Source organism: Arthrobacter sp. C152, assembly GCF_054890965.1.
Genome location: NZ_JBTZSU010000010.1, coordinates 56,631 through 76,844 on the forward strand (window position 1 = coordinate 56,631; position 20,214 = coordinate 76,844).

19 protein-coding genes and 1 pseudogene are annotated in these 20,214 nt (G+C 62.4%); 3 read left to right on the forward strand and 17 right to left on the reverse strand.

Translation table 11 applies throughout. The features are described 5' to 3' along the window. Window positions 1-66: 66 nt before the first annotated feature. The gene (locus ACYSM9_RS09655; RefSeq protein WP_461856757.1) at window positions 67-516 is read right to left on the reverse strand and encodes a hypothetical protein; all 450 of its coding nucleotides are present in this window, start codon (window positions 514-516) and stop codon (window positions 67-69) included. A 1,593-nt stretch (window positions 517-2,109) separates the two neighbouring features. Between ACYSM9_RS09655 and ACYSM9_RS09660 the strand changes: the two are divergent. Both ACYSM9_RS09660 and ACYSM9_RS09665 read left to right on the forward strand, forming a co-directional pair. After that, a pseudogene (locus ACYSM9_RS09660) lies at window positions 2,110-2,202 on the forward strand (hypothetical protein); the annotation flags it as partial. A gap of 112 nt (window positions 2,203-2,314) precedes the next feature. Further along, entirely contained in the window at window positions 2,315-2,404 is a 90-nt protein-coding gene (locus ACYSM9_RS09665; RefSeq protein WP_461856800.1) for a hypothetical protein, read from the forward strand. Between the two features lie 769 nt (window positions 2,405-3,173). On the opposite strand, the gene ACYSM9_RS09670 is transcribed toward ACYSM9_RS09665, so the two are convergent. From ACYSM9_RS09670 to ACYSM9_RS09705, 8 genes are all read right to left on the reverse strand, one after another. Next, window positions 3,174-4,538, reverse strand: a complete 1,365-nt coding sequence (locus tag ACYSM9_RS09670; RefSeq protein WP_461856758.1) for an MFS transporter — start codon at window positions 4,536-4,538, stop codon at window positions 3,174-3,176. 33 nt (window positions 4,539-4,571) lie between these two features. Then, window positions 4,572-5,681 carry a zinc-binding dehydrogenase gene (locus ACYSM9_RS09675; protein WP_461856759.1) on the reverse strand — a complete coding sequence of 370 codons (1,110 nt, stop codon included), beginning with the start codon at window positions 5,679-5,681 and terminating at the stop codon, window positions 4,572-4,574. A gap of 72 nt (window positions 5,682-5,753) precedes the next feature. After that, window positions 5,754-7,133: an MFS transporter gene (locus ACYSM9_RS09680; RefSeq protein WP_268003023.1), complete on the reverse strand. Its 1,380-nt coding sequence runs from the start codon at window positions 7,131-7,133 to the stop codon at window positions 5,754-5,756. Between the two features lie 172 nt (window positions 7,134-7,305). After that, window positions 7,306-8,184, reverse strand: a complete 879-nt coding sequence (locus ACYSM9_RS09685) for an alpha/beta fold hydrolase (protein WP_461856760.1) — start codon at window positions 8,182-8,184, stop codon at window positions 7,306-7,308. A 5-nt stretch (window positions 8,185-8,189) separates the two neighbouring features. Then, on the reverse strand, window positions 8,190-8,564 hold the full coding sequence (locus ACYSM9_RS09690; RefSeq protein WP_268003021.1) for a hypothetical protein: 375 nt from the start codon (window positions 8,562-8,564) through the stop codon (window positions 8,190-8,192). After that, the gene (locus tag ACYSM9_RS09695) at window positions 8,557-9,462 is read right to left on the reverse strand and encodes an NAD(P)-dependent oxidoreductase (RefSeq protein WP_461856761.1); all 906 of its coding nucleotides are present in this window, start codon (window positions 9,460-9,462) and stop codon (window positions 8,557-8,559) included. The genes ACYSM9_RS09690 and ACYSM9_RS09695 overlap by 8 nt, the downstream gene beginning before the upstream one ends. Then, window positions 9,459-9,857 carry a 4-carboxymuconolactone decarboxylase gene (gene pcaC / locus ACYSM9_RS09700; RefSeq protein WP_309108648.1) on the reverse strand — a complete coding sequence of 133 codons (399 nt, stop codon included), beginning with the start codon at window positions 9,855-9,857 and terminating at the stop codon, window positions 9,459-9,461. The genes ACYSM9_RS09695 and pcaC overlap by 4 nt, the downstream gene beginning before the upstream one ends. Further along, the gene (locus tag ACYSM9_RS09705) at window positions 9,854-11,278 is read right to left on the reverse strand and encodes an NAD-dependent succinate-semialdehyde dehydrogenase (protein WP_461856762.1); all 1,425 of its coding nucleotides are present in this window, start codon (window positions 11,276-11,278) and stop codon (window positions 9,854-9,856) included. Before ACYSM9_RS09705 ends, pcaC begins: the two co-directional genes overlap by 4 nt. Before the next feature lie 281 nt (window positions 11,279-11,559). On the opposite strand from ACYSM9_RS09705, the gene ACYSM9_RS09710 reads away from it, so the two are divergent. Then, complete coding sequence (locus ACYSM9_RS09710; RefSeq protein ID WP_268003017.1) at window positions 11,560-12,453, forward strand: LysR family transcriptional regulator; 894 nt, start codon at window positions 11,560-11,562, stop codon at window positions 12,451-12,453. A 126-nt stretch (window positions 12,454-12,579) separates the two neighbouring features. Here ACYSM9_RS09710 and ACYSM9_RS09715 read toward each other — a convergent pair whose 3' ends face one another. From ACYSM9_RS09715 to ACYSM9_RS09750, 8 genes are all read right to left on the reverse strand, one after another. Continuing rightward, the gene (locus ACYSM9_RS09715; RefSeq protein ID WP_268003016.1) at window positions 12,580-12,789 is read right to left on the reverse strand and encodes a hypothetical protein; all 210 of its coding nucleotides are present in this window, start codon (window positions 12,787-12,789) and stop codon (window positions 12,580-12,582) included. A gap of 90 nt (window positions 12,790-12,879) precedes the next feature. Continuing rightward, window positions 12,880-13,185, reverse strand: a complete 306-nt coding sequence (locus tag ACYSM9_RS09720; protein WP_268003015.1) for a putative quinol monooxygenase — start codon at window positions 13,183-13,185, stop codon at window positions 12,880-12,882. 1,564 nt (window positions 13,186-14,749) lie between these two features. Further along, window positions 14,750-15,499, reverse strand: a complete 750-nt coding sequence (locus ACYSM9_RS09725; RefSeq protein ID WP_268003014.1) for an SDR family NAD(P)-dependent oxidoreductase — start codon at window positions 15,497-15,499, stop codon at window positions 14,750-14,752. A 141-nt stretch (window positions 15,500-15,640) separates the two neighbouring features. Further along, window positions 15,641-16,636, reverse strand: coding sequence for a Gfo/Idh/MocA family protein (locus ACYSM9_RS09730; RefSeq protein ID WP_268003013.1), 996 nt, complete (start codon window positions 16,634-16,636; stop codon window positions 15,641-15,643). Further along, the gene (locus tag ACYSM9_RS09735) at window positions 16,636-17,535 is read right to left on the reverse strand and encodes a sugar phosphate isomerase/epimerase family protein (protein ID WP_461856763.1); all 900 of its coding nucleotides are present in this window, start codon (window positions 17,533-17,535) and stop codon (window positions 16,636-16,638) included. The genes ACYSM9_RS09730 and ACYSM9_RS09735 overlap by 1 nt, the downstream gene beginning before the upstream one ends. Further along, window positions 17,532-18,107: a VOC family protein gene (locus tag ACYSM9_RS09740; protein ID WP_268003012.1), complete on the reverse strand. Its 576-nt coding sequence runs from the start codon at window positions 18,105-18,107 to the stop codon at window positions 17,532-17,534. The genes ACYSM9_RS09735 and ACYSM9_RS09740 overlap by 4 nt, the downstream gene beginning before the upstream one ends. After that, entirely contained in the window at window positions 18,104-19,099 is a 996-nt protein-coding gene (locus tag ACYSM9_RS09745; RefSeq protein WP_461856764.1) for a LacI family DNA-binding transcriptional regulator, read from the reverse strand. Before ACYSM9_RS09745 ends, ACYSM9_RS09740 begins: the two co-directional genes overlap by 4 nt. Continuing rightward, complete coding sequence (locus ACYSM9_RS09750) at window positions 19,086-19,994, reverse strand: Gfo/Idh/MocA family protein (RefSeq protein ID WP_461856765.1); 909 nt, start codon at window positions 19,992-19,994, stop codon at window positions 19,086-19,088. The genes ACYSM9_RS09745 and ACYSM9_RS09750 overlap by 14 nt, the downstream gene beginning before the upstream one ends. Window positions 19,995-20,214 lie beyond the last annotated feature (220 nt).

Here is a 20,214-nt window from a genome sequence, read left to right on the forward strand (position 1 = left end):
CGGCGGGACTCGCGTTGGCACCGTTGATTTCCTTGGGACGCGACGGCCGGCAATTTTTCTTTGAGATTACCCAGCCAGCGGAATAACCGGAACGCCTTCGAGCGTAATGTCTGCAGGCGGGGCTACCACGTGGGCGGTGATACCTTCTACACGCAGTTCATCAAGGAGCACGTGAAGCATGGCGTCTCCCATTTGCCGGGTCAGTTCTCCCTTCGTATCTGTCCAGACCATCGGCCCGCGGGGCGTCAGGTAGACATCGGATACGAAATTTGGCGTGTAGGCCGCTTCCCACGTCTTCGCCGCCTGCTCTTCCGCAAGTCTCTGCTCCGGCGCGAGCTCGCTACCGTACTCATCGATGTGAAAGAACCGCACGGCAGCCCTGCCGAGTGCATCGGCAGCCTTACTAACATCGTCGCTCACCACGAGAAATGCTGGAGATGTTTCCCAGCCGTCGCCGAGACTCGCTTCGTACTTCTCGCCTTGCCGGTCGAAGATGTCCGGCTCAGCAGTCACCACAGGAGCCTCTTCCAGCGCACTGCCACTGGAAGCACCCACTGGCGCTGAGGCCGACGGCTGCTGCGAAGCAGGGGGCTGTGCGCTGGCCGACCCTTCGATTGTTGCGGTTGGCGACGCTGCAGGGACTGCGCGATGAACGTCGGTCACGGCCCCAGTGTTTGGCGAAAGCGAACAGCCCGCCGCAACAAGACAGAGCCACACGATCGCCGACACGGCCACGGGCGCACGCCACCCTGTGCGTGCCGTAACTCCTATGGTGGGGCCGTCGCGCCAATGGGAGGGGTCATAGCCATTGATGCCGAGCAAACGTGTCACCGGCTGGCCATTGGGCTCCCCGACGGCGGTGTTATGTGAACCAGCAGCATCATGTGAAACGGCAGTTTCTTGTGAGCCGACAATGTCTTTTGAAACGGCTTCGTGCTTGCCTACGGCGCCGTCCGAGTCCAGTTCCCGACCGTCCTTCCGGACATCCCTGGCCCGCTGCCTCACAGCCATGTCAGCTCTCCCATCGCAGACGAGGGTCCGGCTACCTGACCCACTAGTGGCAACCCTAGACCCGCGCCGCCGCCCAAACCGCTGGACCCTATCAAGAAATGTGCAATTTCTCCCTGCCAAACCGACGGGAAATGCCGTCAAGCATCCTCGTACATCGTCCGATTAAGAATCCCTTAAGAGCTTTGAATCATCCTTGAACACATCGGACCCCATGGATGCAAAACGTAAGCGAAGCAACCAGTACCCAGCCGATGACCAGCCATTGAAATCGCTGATCATGGTCCATCAGCACGCTGATAAATCGTTCCAGCCATATCAACCACATTGATCCGAAAGGATGAAGATGTCGCAAACAATTGCTACTAAAGGAATCGCTGCTTCCATGCTCATAACAGGACTGGTGAGCTCGGGTCTGCTTAGTTTTGCACAACCCGCGCATGCCGGATACTGCACATATAACTGCCCAACCGGAAGCTCGGGTACTGGCACCGTCGCTCCGCCCAAAACGCCGGTCATAGGTGTCGCAACGTCGGGTGTACCCGGCGGGGCCATCACAGCGACGGCCAACTGGAGCGCTCCGCCTGCCGATTCCGATCCCGTTTTTCGGGCGGAGGTCAATGGCTATCGAGTCCTCGCAAAGCGGTGGCAGCCAGTTTATGACACGAACACTCAAACAACACGATGGGTGGTTGTAGGCACTACGACTTCAGAGGTTCTCGCCTCATCGGTTTATGCCACTCCCCCAAAAACTCTCTCCATGACTCTTCCAGGAACCGGCACGTACTCGTTCCAGGTCCAAGCGATGAGCGGAGCGGGCGATAGCCCCTACTCGGCTGCTTCAAATCTTGTAACGGGCCAGTAATCGAATTGCAGCATACTAATACGAAGACGGTCGGTCCGGCTCTAGGCCGCGGCCGACCGTCACCCGCGCCCAAGCTATGCTGGCACACAAGAGATCAACGAATCTCGGGTCAAACATCGTCAAATGAGTTGGTCAGGACCGCGGAGCCGCAGTGGGTAGCGCCGTGCCAGTTCCGGTACCGAGCGCCGAGATTCCAAACGAACAAGACTGATTCTTGTTGGCTTAGCAAATGTTCGTTGCGAATTACCTCTTCGGCTCTGGCCCTGCGCATCCTGGAATGGAGCCACCGGAAAGAAACCCTCGTCGTCTGCGGACCCTCCGCAACAGGGAGGACCTTTCTCCCTCGAAGCCTCGGCCAGCAGGCCGTCGAAGAAGGGATGCGCGTCGCGGCTTTGACGAGCTCATGCCCAAACCCTCGCCACCGCGACCGTCGACCGGCTCCTGCACCACGCCCACGTCTGCCAAACAACTGGCGATTCCATCCGCCTCACCCAGGCCCTGGCCGGAAAGGGCGTCATGCCGCTGAACTAAACCCCAAACCGGTGGCCAGCACACCCCACCCCGAACTCGGGCAAACCTCCTGGCCACCCCTGGGCAGCTCTACTGGCCAGTGGTGGGCAGAAATGCTGGCCAACTATGGGCACTTCCCAATGGCCGTTGACAGCGGGAGGCCGAAATGCCAAGCTCGCCAAGTGACCTCTTCACCCGAGGAGATCAGGCCGGACGTCACACCATCTATGGCCTCTTCACGAGATTTCGACGTAAGCGATGGATAAGTCCGCGCATCAGGCCAAACGAGTTGCGTTGACGGGCCAGCGTTAGGATCACCTGAACCCAACCGCGCTTTCGGCATTTCCTGACTTAAGGGAAAGGCCCCGAGGTAGCCCGGGCACTGTGTTGACCCCCAACGCAGTGCCGGGAGGCTAATCGGCCGCGTCGCGGTCTTAACCAGCCCCGTGGATGGTCAGCCTGGTGAACGAAGCCGGGGGCTTAGGCGAGAAACCCCTTCAGTCCTGGACGCGGCAACAGTTCGGTGTTGCCGTCCATGCGACCCGCATGCGCAAGGTGTGGAGTTTGCCGATAAATGGCGGCGTTTTGTGATCGATCTTTGTCGCACTACTGCACCGGCTGCCTTGAATCTCTAGGGTTTTGAGGCGCAAGGGTTTCGAGACAACGGGCTGGTCGAGAGGTTAGAGGTTATACGGAACAGACGACAGCCGGCCCCACCCTCCGGCTTGCCGTGCGGGAGCAAGAGGGTGGACCGGCTAGTTCGGGTCTTACCTGGATGCGGCAGCGGACTTCAGCGGGTGCGTGTTCTGTTTTTACCTTCGTCGGCGAAATTCTGTGGGGACTTTCCGATGGTGTCCAAGTCGAGGTCCTTTGACTCCTTGGCTGCGGCGACCGCGGTGACAGCGATGAGGGTTGTCAGGACGATGATGGCGACCAGCGGCCAGGTACCGCCTGACCAGAGGACGAGGGCGCTGGCGATGACCGGGGTAAACCCGGCCAGAAGGATGGCTGCGGTCTGGTAGCCGACGGAGATTCCTGTGTAGCGGACTTCTGTGGGGAACAGTTCGCAGTAGAAGGCGGGGAGCACGGAGTAGACGGCGGCGTGGCCGAGGGTGAGGAAGATGGCTACGCCGGCGATGATCGCGAACGGGTTGCCGGTTTGGATCATGGCGAAGATGGGCCAGGCGCTGACGATGATGACTCCGGCGCCGAAGAAGAACGTGTTCTTGCGGCCGATGCGGTCGGAGATGGCGCCGAAGACCGGGATCATGGCGATGTTCAGTGCCGAGCCGATCATGACGGCCACCAGGCCGTAGGATGCCGGCAGCTTCAGCGTTGTGGCCACGTAGGAGAGCAAGAAGACGGTGAAAAGGTAGTAGTTTCCTGCTTCGGCAAAGCGTGAAAAGAGGGCAATGACCAGGGACCTGCGGTGCTCCTTGAAGACAACCGGGATTGGCGCTTTTTGCTTTTCCTGTTTCTGTTCGGCTTTGGCGGCGAGGAAGGCTGGGCTTTCGGAGGCATTGAGCCTGATGTACAGGCCGACAGCAGCCAGCAGCACGCTGAGAAGGAAGGGCAGGCGCCAGCCCCACTCGATGAACTGGTCCCCTGAGATGGCCTGGGAGATGGCGACGGCTCCGGTGCCCAGGAGCAGGCCGCAGGAGACGCCGATCTGGGGCCAGGCTCCGAAGAATCCGCGGCGTCCCTTCGGGGCGTTTTCGACGGCGATGATCGCGGCGCCTCCCCATTCGCCGCCGACGGCGAAGCCCTGGGTGAGGCGGAGGATGCACAGCAGGACCGGCGCCCAGAAGCCGACGCTCTGGTAAGTGGGGAGCAGGCCGATGGCGGCCGTGGACGCGCTCATGATGAGGAAGGTCAGGATCAGGGTGGATTTGCGTCCGATCCGGTCACCGAGGTGGCCGGAGACGAAGGCGCCGACGGGACGGGCGAGGAAGCCGACGCCGAAGCTCGCGAGTGCAGCGATCTGGGATACGCCGGGTTCGGTGGAGGGGAAGAACAGTGTGCCGAAGACGAGGGCGGCGGCGGTGCCGTAGACGGTGTATTCGTACCATTCGATGATCGCTCCGACGGTGCCGGAGATCAGGCTTTTGCGGCGGATCTGGTTAGGGGTCAGGCCGGCGAGGTGCGCTGTTGTCATGCAGGTTCCATTTCAGGATTGTGGGGCGGCAGGTCAGGCAGTTGTCTCGTCGATGAGTATCGCGGCGCGGGTGACTTCGCGGGCGAGTGACTTTTCGAGGGCCTCTTCGACACCGTCGAGGGTGAAGGTCGCGTCGATCATGGCATCGAAGGGGTACTTGTCTTGGTGCTCCGCGAGGAAGGCCAGGGACTTGTAGAGGTAGCGGCCTTCATAGCGGTCCACGTGCTTGATGGTCAGGGCTTTGCGGGTGACGTAGCCGGGGTCGAACGGGATGGCCCTGCCGGGAGAGAGGTTGCCCATCACCAGGTAGCGTCCGCCGCGGCGGATCTGCCGCAGCCCCTCGGCGAAGGCATCGGGGACACCGGTCAGCTCAATGGCGACGTCGGGGCCCTGGCCGCCGGTGAGGCGCTGGATAGCGGAGATCCTGTCCTCGAGGTCCGGGATTTCTGCCATGTTGATCGTGTGGGCGGCCCCGAAACGCCGGGCCTGTTCGAGCCTGGGTTCGGAAGGGTCGATGACGATGACGGTCGCGCCGCGCTCCACGGCGACGGCGACGGCGTTCAGGCCCAGTCCGCCGGCCCCCTGGATGAGCAGGGTTTCGCCGTACTGCAGGCCGATCTGGTCGATGCCGAAGGTGACCTGGGAGAGGGCGCAGTTGGCGCTGGCGGCCACGGAGTCGGAGATTTCGTCGGGGACTTTGTAGACGTGTTGGCGGGGGTGGATGTAGTAGTGGGTGCCGAAGGCGGCGTGGAAGTGGGGCGCTTCGGTGGGCTGTTTGCCAAAGAATTCGTAGGCGTTGTCGCACAGGTTGGGCTGTCCGCCCAGGCACCTGGCACAGCGGTCGCAGGTTTGGAAGTAGGTGGCGACGATGCGGTCTCCGGGGCTGAGTGGTTGGCCAGCGTTATCGGTGGGACGGCCCTCGCCGATGGCGGCGACGGTGCCGACCATTTCGTGGCCGAGGCCGCCGCTTTTCTTGACGGGGTGTTTGCCGTTCCAGATGTGCAGTTCGGAGCCGCAGACGTTGGCTCTGGTCACTTTCATCAGGATTGCCCCGGGTTCCGGGGCGGGAAGCGGGTACTCGGTGTAGTCGAGTTCGCGTGGGCTGGTCATGACGGCAATGCGGCCGTAGGCGGTTTCAGGCATTGGGGGTCCGTTTCGTTGGACGGCAGTTGCCGGGGGCTCGTGGGCGCCCCCGGCAACTGCCCGCATGTGTTGTTAGTGGGCTGTCTCGTCCGCGGGTGCTCCGCCGGCGACGGCCGGAATGTGTACGGGGTCCGCGACGTGCTGGTGCTTGCGGGAGAACAGGACCGCGACGCCGGACAGGACACATGGGATTGCTCCGAAGAGGAACGCTGCGGTGGCCCAGTTGCCGCCGTTGGAGAGCAGGGTTGCGGCCAGGGCGCTGGAGATGATGGCGCCGATGGGTCCTACTGCTGCAACGAAGGTGGCTCCGCGGCCGCGGATGCGGGTGTCGTAGCTTTCGCCGACGAAGAACAGGACGCAGGAGTACGGTCCGATGAGGAAGAACGTTCCGAGGCTGTAGAGGGCGACAACAGTCCAGAAGTCGCTGGGTCCGAAGATCATGGCGGTGAAGACGATGCCACCGGTGATCCAGCCGAATGCGATGACGTTGCGCCGGCCGAACTTGTCGCCGAGGAATCCGTGGGTGAGGTAGCCGAGGTAGGCGATGAGGTTGGACATCAGGAGGATGGCCAGGGAGTTGGTGAAGGACACGTTGTGGACGCTGACCAGGACGGTGGTGCCGAGGACGCTGAAGACCTGGACGGGGAAGTAGTTCAGGATGTGCCCCAGCGCCAGGGACAGGGTCGTGCGCAGGCTCCGGCCGCGGAAGACATCAGCGAGGGTGCTGCGGGTTTCGTGCTCTTCGATGCCGAGGGCCGCGGAAAGGTGTTCTGCGTCGGCGTGGTGGCCGGCCTTCTGGAGCTGGCGGATCTTTTGGATGGATTCGAACTGGGGTGATTCGCGCAGCTTGCGGGCCAGAGCCGCGACGATCAGGGACGGGACCGCTGCGAAGACGAAGCAGCCGGCCCAGCCGATGGTGGGGAGCAAGACGGCGGTCAGCGCTGCGGCGAGGATGGCGCCGATGGGCCATCCGCCCTGGACGAGGGAGTAGATGAAGCCCTGCCGCTTCTTGATCCGAGGGTCATCGGACGCGCCGTAGAGTTCGCTGAGGTAGGCGCCGTTGACGCCCTGTTCGGACAGGCCCAGGCCGCTGAGGGACCGGATGGCGACCAGGGCCGCGACGGGAACAATGCCGCCCAGGGCGGTCAGTGCCGAGGCGATGCCGGCTCCGGCGGTGGTGAAGGCGAGCCCTGCCTTGCGGCCGAATTTATCGACGACGGGTCCGGCGAGCAGGCCCAGGGCGACGGCGCCGACGGACATCCAGGTGACCATGGTGGCCTGTTCGGCTTCGTTCAGGCCGAGGTCTTTGCCGAGTTCGGGCAACAGGGTGCCGAAGAGGATAAAGTCGTAGACCGCGAACGCCCAGGCCAGGAAGGCCAGGATGGTCGCGAATTTGATCTGCCGATTAGTGACGTGCGCCGGCCGCCAAGCCGTGCTGTTTGTTGAGGACATGTTCCAGCTCCATTGATGGGTACTGATGAATGTGATGGGGGTTACACCTGTTTTTGGGCGTGACTGCCTAAGGACGTGGCGGCAGCAGGGCCCTGCAGTGCGGTGATACGCCGAATGGTCGGCGCTGTGTCCGGCGGGCCGGTCAGTTCCGGCCCGCCGTTAAGGCCGGGTCCTAGGCGGACTTACCTTCGATTTCTTCGAGGATCGGCAGGAGGAACTTGCGGAACTCGTCGTAGTTTTCGGTGACCGGGAAGTGGCCGAGCTTGGGCATTTCCCAGAACTTGGAGCCCTTGACCAGGTTGGCGGCTTCCTTGGTGTCGGCCGGGGAGGTGTTGGGGTCGTATTCGCCGGTCAGGAAGTAGAGCATGCACTTGCTGGTGTCGATTGCTGCGGCTTCTTCGGGGCTGACGTTGTGGTCGTAGTAGTAGTAATAGAGGTCGCCGGCGAAGATACCGGGTCCGCCGCACTGGTACTCCCACTGGATTTCTCGGACGTTCTCCTCCGGCGAGTACGGGGAGATGTTCAGGAGCATCGCCGCGCCGGTGGAGGTGCGTGAGACGTTGGGGTTGTCGAACTCGCGGCGGATGCCGTCCATGCCAACCTCCACATACTCGGCCGCGGAGCGAAGGGCGCCTTCGACGGAGATGGTGGCGCGGTAGCGGTCGTTGAAGTTGGAGGCCAGGTCGATGGCCAGGTGACCGCCCATGGAGCTGCCCATGTACACGGGCCGGTCCAGTTCCAGTGCTTCGGAGAGCGCGTTGGGGAAGGCCATCATGCGGGACTTGGTCATGTTGTATTCGCGGGTCCACCATTTGTCTCCGTGCGGAGGCAGTGATTTGCCGTGGAAGGGCAGGTCGAAGGCGATGACGCGGTAGCGGGAGGTGACTTCTTCGTCGTTGAGCAGGTGCCGGTACTGGCGGCCGTCGGAGCCTGCGGTGTGCCCAACGATCAGCGGGATGCCCTGACCGGCTTCTTCGTAGTAGACCCGGTATTCGATGTCCTCGACGGTGAGGTAGACGTAGCCACCCTTGATGGGTTCGAACTTTGCCATGGCTGTTACGCTCCTTCGCGGTTGAGCTGGCGGAAGATTTGCATGAGCCGGTTCAGCGCCGGCAGGTAGGCGTAGAGCTGGTGGGTGTTACTCAGCAGCACACCGTGCTTGGCCGAGGAGCTCTGCAGGGACTGGAAGAAGGGCCGCGGATGCTCGGCGGTCATGTCTTTCCACTGCTCGTCGGTGCCTTTGATCCAGATCGCCGCGTCCTGCGGGTCCGTGTCGGCGGGTTCGACCGAGAGGAACTTCCCGTCGTCGTAGGCGGCCAGCCATGCCTTGTCGCCGATGGAGACGTGCAGTTTGCCGGTGTAGTAGCGCATTTCGCGGTTGAACTCGAAGTCCTTGGTCGCGGTCTGCAGCACTTGTGCGAAGTCACGCATGGATTTGCCTTTCATCATTAAAAGCAGGGGTGGTGGGGGTGGCGAGGTATTCATACATCCTCGTGTGGTCTTCGGCACCGTGACCGGCGTCGAGGACGGACTGCCAGATGGCTTCGCAGTCGTGGCTGAAGCGGGCATCAACGCCCAGTGAATCGGCGAGGGCGGTGGCGATCTTGATGTCTTTGGTCATCAGCCCGATCGGGAAACCCGAACCGAACGTGCCGGACAGCATGAACTGTGCAACCTTGTTCTCTGACGTGTTGCTCCGGCCCGAGGAGGCGTTCAGGACCTGGGTCAGGGTTGCCGGGTCGATGCCGAAGCGTTCGCCGACGCGGAGCGCTTCGACAGTGGCGGCTACCGAGGCGGCAGAGACCAGATTATTCAGGGCCTTGGCCGCGTGGCCGGAGCCGGCGTCACCAACGTGGATGACTGATTTACCCAGGACATCGAAAATATCCGTGGCCTGGTCCAGGTCGTGCCAGCGGCCGCCGACCATGATGGCGAGTTGACCGTCTTGGGCTCCGCGCACGCCGCCGGAGACGGGGGCGTCCAGGTACCGCATGCCCCGCCGTTCGAGCCGGGCGCGCAGGTCGCGGGAGCGGATCGGTTCGGAGGAGGACATGTCGATGAACAGGGTGTTCAACGAGGCGGCCGCGGCCACTCCCCCGGTCAGGACTGCTTCGACGATGTCGGAGTTGGGCAGCATCGTGATGATGATGTCGGCATCCTGCCAGGCTTTTGCGTCCGTGGCCGCCCGTGATGTGGGGTGCTGGTCCTGGAACCGCTGCACGGCACCCTGGTCGCGGTCGTCCACGATGAGGCTGTGGCCCGCAGCGGCGAGGCGGGAGGCCATGGGGAAACCCATGTTGCCCAGGCCGACGAAGCCGATGGTGCTCATGCTTCGGCCTCCATCTCCTTGAAGACCTCACGGGCGAGGCGGAAGCTCTCCAGGGCGGCCGGGGCGCCGCAGTAGATGGCGACCTGAAGGAAGACTTCCTTGATCTGTTCCTTGGTGACGCCGTTGCGGACCGCGCCGCGGACGTGGACCTTCAGTTCGTGGGGCCGGTTCAGGGCGCTGATCATGGCCAGGTTAATCAGGCTACGCTGGGCGCGTTCCAGGCCTGGGCGGTTCCAGACATCGCCCCAGCAGTACTGGGTGACAAGTTCCTGCATCGGCATGGAGAACTCGTCCGCGCTGTCCAGGCTGCGCTGGACGTACTCGTCGCCGAGGACCTCCCGGCGGGTGGCCAGGCCCTTGTCAAAGAGTTCCTGGTTGATGGTGGTGGTGCTCATTGTGCTACTCCTTGTGCTGCTTCCTTGGCGGCGTTTAGCGGGGTCTGGTCCCAGACGGCCTGGATGTTGGTGAATTCGTGGACGCCCAGGTAGGAAAGTTCGCGGCCAAAGCCGCTCTTCTTCACCCCACCGATCGGGATGCGCGGGTCCGAGACGGAGAGGCCGTTGATGAAAACCCCACCGGCGTCGATCTTCCGGGCCATGGCCCGGGCCTTCGCATTGTCGGCGGTCCAGATCGCGGCGCTGAGCCCGAATTCGGAATTGTTGGCCTTTGTCAGGGCGTCCTCGGCGTCCTCGGCAGCGATGACGGTTGCCACCGGGCCGAAGATCTCCTCTTTGAAGGCCGTCATGGCTTCGGTGACGCCGGCCAGGACCGTCGGGGCGTAAAAGGAGCCGGGACCGGGGATGCGGTGACCGCCGGTCAGGAGCTCGGCGCCTTCAGCGACGGAGCGCTTGACCTGGTCATCCACGTCCAGCAGGGCCTCTTCTTTGGCCATCGGGCCGACGAAGGTGTCCGGGTCGGTGGGGTCACCGACCTTGAAGCTTTCAACCCGGCGGGCGAGCTTGGCGGTGAACTCGGCATAGACGGGCCGTTCGACGATGATCCGCTTGGCCGAGATGCATACTTGGCCTGCGTTCACCATCCGGCCGGTAGCTGCGGCGTCGACGGCCCTGTCCAGGTCGGCGTCGGCCAGGACGATGAACGGGTCCGATCCCCCGAGTTCGAGGATGACCTTCTTAAGCGCTCGGCCGGCTTCGGCGGCGACGCTCTGCCCGGCGACGGTCCCGCCGGTCACTGCGACGCCCGTGATCCGCGGGTCGTGGATGATCGCAGGGACCTGGTCACGGTCGCAGTTCACGACGGCGAAAGTACCCCTCGGGAGCCCCGCCTCCTGCCACAGGGATTCCAGCGCCAAGGCGCAACCGACCACGTTTGAAGCCGGCTTCAGGAGGTAACCGTTGCCGCCCAGGATGATCGGGGCCGCGCCGCGGAAGATCTGCCAGACCGGGAAGTTCCATGGCATGATCGCCAGCACCGTGCCGGTGGGCAGGTAGGAAACGTAGGCTTCCGGGCCGATTGTTGTTGGCGTGTCGGCCAGCATGGCCGGGCCGTTCTCTGCGTACCAGTCCAGCATGTTCGCGCACTTGGTCACCTCAGCCTGCGCCTGCGTGACGGGTTTGCCCATTTCGGCTGTGATCACCCCAGCGAGCTTCGCCGTGTCTCGGCGCAGCAGTTCGGCAAGACGGCGGAAAACCTCAGCACGCCGGACCGGGGATGTCTCCCGCCACTGGGCAAAACCTTCGGCGGCGGTCTGGACAACCCCCGCGACGCCCCGCTCATCCAGATAGGGATAGGCCGCGACCTCCTCGCCGGTGGCCGGGTTCGTCGACTTAGCAACGGCAACTTCGATGGTGCCCATAATTGTGTTCCTTCAAGTTCGTATGTGATGGGACTAACAACGACTCTAGAAGCCCGGGACACTTTGATAAATAAGAAGTTTCCGAAGCTTCACTTCTCAAAAACAGAAGGGTCTGGAGCGTACTTCGGGCTTCCCGGTTTGCCCTTCTCTCTCAGGGCGGCTTGCGACCGAAGAGGCAGGTATATGGGCCCAGTGCGGTTGAAAAGAATCTCGAAGACTGTCATCATTCTGTGAACGTGATGCTTCGGTGTGCATCACTTCGCTCAGAGAGAATGAGGACGATGGAGATCTCGCAGCTGGAAATCTTTCTTGCCGTGGCGGAGACGGGCAGCATCACCAAAGCCGCCAACAAGCTTCTTCGTGCCCCCTCCAACGTTTCGACGCGTATTCAACAGCTGGAGCGGGAACTTGGTGTCAAGCTCCTGGTCCGGGATAAGCGGCAAAGCTCCCTTTCGGCCGATGGGGAGATCTTCCGCGATCATGCCCAGAAGATCATCGACCTGTGCAACGACGCTAAAGCCTTCACGGCACAGGGCGAGCCCCGCGGCAAGTTCCGTCTCGGCGCCCTTGAAAGCACGGCTGCAGTCCGGATACCACCCATTCTGGCAAGCTTCCATCTCCGCTACCCCGCCGTTGACGTGGAACTCGAAGCCGGCTCCTCGGGAGTTCTGTTCGACCACCTGTTGAACGGGCAACTCACGGCAGCATTTTCTGACGGAAAGCCGGCTGTACCTTCACTCACCGGCATCAGGGCCTTTGCGGAGGATCTGGTCATCCTCACTCCGCAGACTGTCACCGAGATCAATGACGACTTCAAGGCATCCCACCCGACCGCCTTCATGTTTGGCACCATCTGCTCTTACCGCCAGCGCTTTGAGGACTGGCTCGAGTCTCAAGGAATGGTCCCGGGACGAATCGTCGAAATCTCCTCGTACTACAGCATGCTCGCCTGCGTCGCGGCCGGCGGTGGCATCTGCATGATGCCCAAATCCCTCCTCGAAACGCTGCCCGGAGCAAGCCGCGTCCAGGTTCACGGGATAGAAGGCACTCTCGGCACCGCGGAAACCTGGCTGATGTGGCGGCGGGACTGCCGGTCCGCGAACCTCAAAGCCTTCATCACCGAACTCAAGGACCACCTCAACCCGGCAGGGCAGACCGTGTCTGCGGCTGCCTAAGGGCCGTCACCAGGATCCGCAGCGTCGGACCATCGCTACTGAAAAGCCCCGCTATGTTGCCGGCATTGGCGGCGCCCCTCCGGCTGGCTCCGGACAGACAGTACTGCTGCCGCCCCGGCCACGGAATCACGGGAAAGCAGCGAGCTCGACGCCTTCCCTGTGGTCAAAGGCACGCCGTTGCCCGCCGTCATCGATCACCCATACAACGGCCGAATCAGCCGTTTTCGTATCAATCGTCGCCGGGTAGCCTTGGCGGCCGGGCTCCGTCACGACCACCTTGTCTTCCGGGGACAGGCCGGACCAGTCCCGCACGAGGCGGTCCTGATATGCCGTCACGATCTCGGCTCCATAAAAGTAACCGGCATCGACATTCCCAAGCCATCACACCAGGCGTCGAGCACTGCACCTGCCAGTCGACGGATCCGTTCACGGAACTTCATGCGGCACATCCTCTGAGGTGTAGGTGGAGACGTGGCGGTAAACTAGCCGGGGAATGATCTGACGGACGCCTACGTCCAGGAAATGTGGACTTTCCCTGTGCCGGTCGAAATCTTCCGCCTCGTGGTAGGACTCGAGAATCACGATCTGTTCCGGATCCTCCCCGCCGCGATAAAAGTCATAGGAAAGGTTGCCCGGTTCCCTGCGGGTAGCGGCTGCCATTTGCGCCAGGAGACCGAGAACGTCCTCCGTCATCCCCTGCTTGACGCCATACTTGGCGACTACGTTGAACAAAAAACTCTCCCTTGAGCATGGTGTGAAACAGAATCGGGACCTCCGTCCGGTGACACCAGAATATTTGGGCCCCAGACTTCCTTGTAGACGCACTTTGCCAACATTTACTTCTCCCAAAGAGAACACCTCGCACTTAGAAGGATGATTCGAACCGGGCACCGGGGCGAAGGAGCAGAGCCTGGGCCTCATCGAGGCGCTTCGTCTAAACGAACTTCTTAAGGCCGTTTTGGCAGGAGCTGCAGAGAACCAATTTCGAGGCGTCTCGAAACCCTTGCGTTTCAAGACAGTCGACCGGCGCGTGCCGTGAGTGTGTGCCTCGAGCGGTGCGTGCTACAGCATCTGAAGGATCGGCCTAGCGATCGAGGGTGGCATTTAGCGCTGCGAAAAGACGGCCATTTATTGCTGCGGCGCACAGCGCAAAAAGCGCCGAAGACAGCAGACGTGAATGTTGACTCTGTCAACACCATCTTTGACAGGACTACGGCCGGGATGGGACTCCCAGGGGCTCCCACGATCGCACCGAAGAATTGCCTGCACAGAAAATCGGCGCGGTCATGTCGTCTTCGATCTCTCGGCACATGAATAGGTGTAGGCCAGCCTGGGCATACCCGACAGAACCGGAAGGAGGAACAGCATAACCACATGTCAGCAGGCGGAGCGCTCACCAGCCAGGACACTGAGCCCGCCACCCCCCACACCTGCATAGGCTCCGCGGCAGCCAGGCCAACGCCCGCACCCCTAGCGTCAGAGGCGCACCAGCGCAAGCTTTGTCAACACATCAAAGCAAAAAGCTCTCTGCCGAGGGAATATGCCGTGCCCGAGGTGGGACTCGAAACTGAATTCCCGCCCTTGCAATGACCGGGCATCCGCGAAAACATCCGGAATCCGGAGCAGTCCGGAGCCGGTAGGAGACGATCCGAAGCTGAGACTGTGGACAATGTGCACACACCCCGATTTCACCTCCTGCCGACGATCAAACCAGAAGACCGCGCTCTCCGACGAATGGGTACGTTCCTCTTCCCGGTACCACGAGGTGCCGAGGCGCAAAACCCTGCTATGCAGTGATTCACCTACGAGGAAGAATTACGCTGCTGGGCAGACAGGCTTGGCTAGCTTTGGAAGTCTGCTCGCAGTAACCAAACCTGGTCCTCCGAAATTGATGCCTTTGTTCACGCTGGTACTCCGGACACGTCCCGCGCTTGTCAGGTGTGGCTGGAGATCCAGTTCGACAATGGGGTGCCAGTCATCGATTGGCGGGACGCCTGGCAGCCACAGCGGCTGATAATGTATGTTCCCCGAGACCGAATTGCGGACTTATGCGGGACGGGAAGAGCCATACAAGATCGGTCCCTTGCAGGCTGCAAGGGACCGATCTCTTGTGGATATAAGGCGAATGCAAACACGGATCCTCGAAAAGCTCACACTCAAAAGACCGTCAGACTTCCTCGGGATCAGCACGGAGAACAGGCACCAGTACCTTCGCCAGGCCAAGTTTTCCTGCGCCTTACCCTTGGCTTGGTACCAGATGTCCAGTTTGCCTCAATGGGGCGACGGGCTTAGCTATTCAGGTGCCCATCCCGAGGTGAGCGCCGCCAGCCACATCCAGAGACACGCCGGTGATGTAGCGGTTCTCCGGGTCAGCGAGGAAGAGGATGGCGCGGGCAACTTCGTCCGACTCGGCGAAGCGGCGCATCGGGAGCTGCGCTGCCCGTTTGGCCCTGTTCGCCGCCGCATCCGGTCCTGAGTCTTTTGCGAATTGTGCCCACATGGGAGTGTTCACCGGTCCCGGTGCGATGGCGTTAACCGATATGCCGTCGGGGCCAAGCATCTCGGCGAAGGACCACATGATGTGAAGTACCGCGAGTTTGCTTGCATTGTAGGGCAAGTAGTTGAGGCGGGCTTCTTTGGCTGCCACGGAAGAGAGGATCACGATCGCGCCCCGAGTTCCAGTCCCGCGCATTGATTGTGCGGTTTCCCGGACCATGGAGAACGTTCCGGAGCCGTTGATCCGCATGATGGAGTCGAACTCTTCGGTCGTTGTTTTCATGATGTCGGCCGTCGGGCCCAGGACGCCCGCTGCGTGGACGAGGGCGTCAATGCGCCCGTACTTCTCTGTGGTGTCGCGGACGACTGTGGCGCACTGTTCTTCAGAGGTGATGTCGAGCGGGAAGAAATCGGCCAGCTCCTGGCCTTCCTTTGGCGCGCGGTCGGCACCGATGACGCGGGCCCGTTCGGCGTTGAGTGCGTCGACGACTGCATTGCCGATTCCGCCGCTTGACCCGGTTACCAGAACAACTTGGTCTTTGAGGCTCATCTGACGACTCCGCTCGTCTCTTGCTGCCCTGCGGTTGGCTTATGGGCTGCTCGTTTCATCTTTCCAGGTCCTTAGTTGAGGTGTTGAAGCGCGGGTTGTTTGCCATCCCAAACCAGGGGATGGATCACGTGCCCGTGCTGTTTAGCTGTTGCCGCTCGTGGCGTGGCTTGCCCATAGCCGGCCTTCTTGTTCTTCTGTGGGCAGTCCGGAGGCGGCAAGGATCCGGTCGAGCAAACGCTGGGTATGAACAGCTTCGCGACCGGACGTGAGCGGCTGTTCGCGGTCAGCGACCCGGTCCAGGAAGTGGTGGACGGCGGCGGAGAATCCGAGTGTATCGGTCGCTGTTGCCCAGCCGTAGGCCTCGGCGCTGAGTTCGCGTGATGTGGTGACTCCTTTGACGGTGGTCGACACGGTCTCGGGTGCACGCACTTCCACGGTCTTGCCGTCGCCGTAGGCGTCGAGTTTTTCGTTCCAGGCACCTGCTGTTCGGGCCGCCATCAGTACCCCCGTGTTGCCGGTGCTGAAGCGGATCATGGCTGTGGTGCCGTCTTCTTCCCACGGATCATTACCGGCCGCGTGGGCGGTCACGTCCACGGGTTCGCCGCCGCAGTACCAGCGCAGCAGGTCGACCATGTGGATGGCGTTCTCGAATGTGGCGCGGTATTCCGATCCCGGGCGGTTCTTTTGGGCGACGCAGAAGGTAGCGCCCTTCGTGCCAAACACTTCGCGGCCGGCGGTGTAGACGGGTGCGTAGCGGCGGTTGAAGTCGACCATCAGGATGCGGCCGCGTTCGTCGGCAAGGTCGGCCAGACGCTCGGCATCTTCCGTGGCGGGCGCCAGCGGTTTCTCACAGAACACATCGACGTCGTTCTTAAGGCACAATTGGACGGCGTGGGCGTGTTCGGAACGGGGTGTGAGGACAAAGACGGCGTCCAAATCCTGGGCGTCAAGCATGTCTTCCACGGACCGGTAAGCGGCGCCGAACCCCCAGCGCCGGACCAGGTTGCCCGGGTCTTCGCGCCGGGATACCAAGGCTGCCAGCTCGATATCATCGCGCTGGACGAGTGTGGGCAGTTGGGCGATGGTGGCGATGTTGCCGGCGCCGATAACGCCGACGCGGAGGCGCTGGCCGTTCATCAGGCGTTCTCCATTTCTGCAATTTCCGCGAGCATGACGCGCAGTGCGTTCGCGGATTCCCGGAATCCGTCCTCGGGGGCGGGAAGGTCTTGCGGGTGCCAACGGTATTCGTACTCGATGCTCAACAGGTCGTCGTAGCCGTGTCGCAGCAGGGCCGCGAGGATCTGGGGCCAGGGAAGGACACCGGTGCCGATCACCTGCGATCGAACGGCACGCTCCGATGCGTCGACGCGGGCTGTTTCCGTCGCGCGGAAGGCTGCGTTGGGGTCTGTGAAGACGAGGTCTTTCGCGTGGACGTGACCGATGAGGTCGCCTTGGACGGCAAAGGCTTCCTCGACTGATTCATCGTGGGTGAAGGTGAGGTTGGCCTGGTCGTAGAGGACACGTATGGCCGGGTGGGCAATCTCCCGGACGAGCGCGGCAGTTTCTGCCGCGGTCTGGGTCATGGTGCCGAAGTGGTTTTCCACGCACAGCCGCACGCCGGCCTGTTCCGCTTCGGGTGCCAGGACCTGCAAGGCCTCCCGGAGTTTCTCCCATCTCCGGTCGTGGTCGGTGTCGCCCGGATGCCAGGCTCCGGCGTACACGCGGACCCGGTCGGCGCCGAGCAGATGCGCGGTTTCAATCGCGCCGCGGAATTCGTCGACTCCCCCGCGCCACTCATTCCCGTCGAGGGAGTTAATGGCGGTGGTGTAGGGGGTAAGACCGATGATGGGCAGGCCCTCGCCTTCTGCGGCCTTCAGTGCCTCCAAGGCAGCGCGGCGGTCTCCCTGAGGCAGACCTGAGGTGTAGCCGTCCTGGTAGATGACTTCGGCGGCATCGAGCCCCGCGGCCCGAAAAAGCTGTAGCGCCTGGGGAACCGTGTGGTGTGGAGTGCCCAGTGTGTGACCTGCAAGCCTCATTGTTGAATGTCCTTCCTGGAAATGTCTTGTGTGGCCGTCCAGTCCGCTGGACCGACGAGCCGGGGTGGGGATGCGACGCGGGAGCGGTCGACTATTTCCATCAGCAGCCCCCACGGGGTAACGAAGTAGGTCCAGCGGTTGCCCGCCACGCGCGGACTGTCGCCCGCGACTTCCTTGCGCTCCCCCAGTACGCGCACGCCGGGCGTCTCCTGGAGCACGCCGATCGCTTCGTCGACGTCATCGACCACGAAGCACAGGTGGTGCCCGCCGGCGTCGCAATGCCGTGGCGCGGTGACGCGCCGCTCAGCGCTGCTCCACTCGAACAACTCGATGTTCAGGTTTGGGGGAAAACGGAGCATAGCGAGAGTGAGCCGGGCATCGGCAGGGACATCGAAGTTCGCGGGCATGAACTTTTCGTCGGGTCCGCGCTCGGAACGGTACAGCTCTTCGGCACCGAGCACCTCGACGAAGAACCTGATGGCGTCCTCGAGGTTCGGAACGGTCAGCCCGACGTGGTCGGTGTACTGCAACCCAGGCAGCCGCCGACGGGCCCGCGTAGTGGTTTCGGTCATTTGCGTGGTCCTGCCGTTGAGGAGCGCACCAACAGTTCAGGTTCCAGGACGACGTGGTCCACCGAGCCGTTAAGATTCTGCTTTTCCGCCAGTTCGATGGCGATGTTTCCCATGTCTGCGATCGGCTGCCGCACGGTAGTCAGGGCCGGGTTGAACCGTGCCCCCAGGGCCAAGCCGTCAAAGCCAATGACCGACACATCCTCCGGCACCCCCACGCCGCTTTGCCCCAAGGCCGAGATCACCGCGAAGGCGACCATGTCATTGGCGGCGATGATCGCCGTCGGCGGATTTTCCATCTCCATGTAGTGTTGCGCCGCCCGGGCTCCTGCGTCCGGATCGGAGCCGCTGTCGAGAACAAGCGGTTTGCTGTCACCCTGCGCGGACAGCTCCAAGTAGGCGTCCATCCGGTCCTGCGCGGTGTGGGTTCCTGCGATGCCGGAGACGTAACCGACGGACGTGTGCCCCAACGACCGCAGGTGCTCCAGGGCCAAGGTGATGCCGCGGCGGCTGTCGACCGTCACCGTTGGAACAGATGAATCCCCTTCGACCCGGTCGATCACAACCACCCGGTGGCCAAAATCAAAGCGCTTCAGGGCCTCTGTGTCGACCTTCGTTGAGGGAGCGACAATCCCGAAGGGCGCGTACATGGCCTGCATCGCGGTGAAGTACCCCTCGGTCTTGGCAGGGTCACCGTTGGTGACGCACAGCAGCAGCTGGTAGCCGCGCTCATCGGCCGCCTGCGTCATGGTCTTGGCGAGTTCTGCAAAGAACGGGTTCGTGATGTCGGGCACGATCAGGGGGACGAAGGTGCTGGTCTTTCGGCGCAGCGCCTGGGCCAGCGGGCTCATGGTGTAACCAAGCCCTTCAGCGACTCGTAGGATGTGTTCGCGGGTTTCGCTTTTCACCGCTTCCGGCCGGGAGAATGCCCGGGACACCGTTGAGCGGTGGACACCGGCAGCCTTCGCGACGACGTCAATGCTAAGGTCGGCCATTTTCTTTTCCTCCGTGCTGGTCGTCATATGCCTGCCAAATCGGGCGCATCACATCTTCGAGCTGGGCCAGCGTAGTCAGGCCCCGGAATCCATCTTCCAGCGTCCGGGCTACGCTGCGCACGAACGGATCGTAAAGGGGGTCGCTGTCCACGTCGATCCTGTCGACCTCCGTGGTGCCGTCCAATGCCGTGAACGCAGCTGTGCCGTCCGAATTAACGGCGGCGAACCCTGCCTCACCGGCCGAGGTAAAGCTGCAATAGCGCTTCAGCGGCGAACCAGGGAAGGCATAGCCGACCTCCACGATGGCCTCGCGTCCCTCCGGGGTGGAAATGATGAGACTGGCGTGATCCTCAACAGCCTGATTGTGAAGAACCGATGAGAGCCGGGAGTCCACATGGGCTGCTGACTCACCGCTGCCCTGAAGGAAGAGGTCAACAAAATGCGGCGCCAGGTTGGCAAGGCAACCCCCGCCGGCCTTATCGGGGTCGAGCATCCAGGGATTGGCGTTCTCGAGATACCGGGATGGTGGGCCGGCAATGAATGTACTTCGTTGGTAAGTGGGTCGGCCTGCCTTGGCAAGCCAGCGCTGTGTGGGCCCGCCGCGCTGGACCAACGGGACAGTGACAGGGACGCCAGCTGCCTCGGCGGCTCGACGCACAGCAGAAAGCTCCGCAAGGGATGTGCCCAGCGGCTTTTCCACGACGAACGGTATACCGCGCTCGATCAGCGCGAGACACTTCTCGGCCATACCGTCGTGGGGGCCGAAGACGTAGGCAAGTCCAACGTCGGGGAGATTAACCAGCTTCTGCCAGTCGGCTTCGACCGGCGCACCCCAGCCTTCGGCCAGGTCCTGCACCTGCACTCGTAGTACGTCGTCGTCACCGACTCCGACCACCTCGTGTTCTTCGGCAATGGCCCGCGCACAGAGCGGAACATGCCAGTGGGAAGCACCCAAAACGATTGCGCGTATGTGTGTCAACCGCAATACCCCCTTGTATGAGATCGGTTGCTGAGATCGGTTGCAATAACACTATGGATGGTGGCAGAGTTTGTCAACGGATACCACATACCGACCCGTGCCGGGCCACCCGGAAAGTCCCGGGCACCCGGCCAAT

Bases quoted from the DNA above. Each gene is read 5' to 3' on its own strand.
- ACYSM9_RS09705 (WP_461856762.1), bottom strand. From the start codon at position 11,278: ATGGGCACCATCGAAGTTGCCGTTGCTAAGTCGACGAACCCGGCCACC.
- ACYSM9_RS09690 (WP_268003021.1), bottom strand. From the start codon at position 8,564: ATGCGTGACTTCGCACAAGTGCTGCAGACCGCGACCAAGGACTTCGAG.
- ACYSM9_RS09740 (WP_268003012.1), bottom strand. From the start codon at position 18,107: ATGACCGAAACCACTACGCGGGCCCGTCGGCGGCTGCCTGGGTTGCAG.
- ACYSM9_RS09710 (WP_268003017.1), top strand. From the start codon at position 11,560: ATGGAGATCTCGCAGCTGGAAATCTTTCTTGCCGTGGCGGAGACGGGC.
- ACYSM9_RS09745 (WP_461856764.1), bottom strand. From the start codon at position 19,099: ATGGCCGACCTTAGCATTGACGTCGTCGCGAAGGCTGCCGGTGTCCAC.
- ACYSM9_RS09670 (WP_461856758.1), bottom strand. From the start codon at position 4,538: ATGACAACAGCGCACCTCGCCGGCCTGACCCCTAACCAGATCCGCCGC.
- ACYSM9_RS09685 (WP_461856760.1), bottom strand. From the start codon at position 8,184: ATGGCAAAGTTCGAACCCATCAAGGGTGGCTACGTCTACCTCACCGTC.
- ACYSM9_RS09730 (WP_268003013.1), bottom strand. From the start codon at position 16,636: ATGAACGGCCAGCGCCTCCGCGTCGGCGTTATCGGCGCCGGCAACATC.
- pcaC (WP_309108648.1), bottom strand. From the start codon at position 9,857: ATGAGCACCACCACCATCAACCAGGAACTCTTTGACAAGGGCCTGGCC.
- ACYSM9_RS09735 (WP_461856763.1), bottom strand. From the start codon at position 17,535: ATGAGGCTTGCAGGTCACACACTGGGCACTCCACACCACACGGTTCCC.
- ACYSM9_RS09695 (WP_461856761.1), bottom strand. From the start codon at position 9,462: ATGAGCACCATCGGCTTCGTCGGCCTGGGCAACATGGGTTTCCCCATG.
- ACYSM9_RS09680 (WP_268003023.1), bottom strand. From the start codon at position 7,133: ATGTCCTCAACAAACAGCACGGCTTGGCGGCCGGCGCACGTCACTAAT.
- ACYSM9_RS09675 (WP_461856759.1), bottom strand. From the start codon at position 5,681: ATGCCTGAAACCGCCTACGGCCGCATTGCCGTCATGACCAGCCCACGC.
- ACYSM9_RS09725 (WP_268003014.1), bottom strand. From the start codon at position 15,499: ATGAGCCTCAAAGACCAAGTTGTTCTGGTAACCGGGTCAAGCGGCGGA.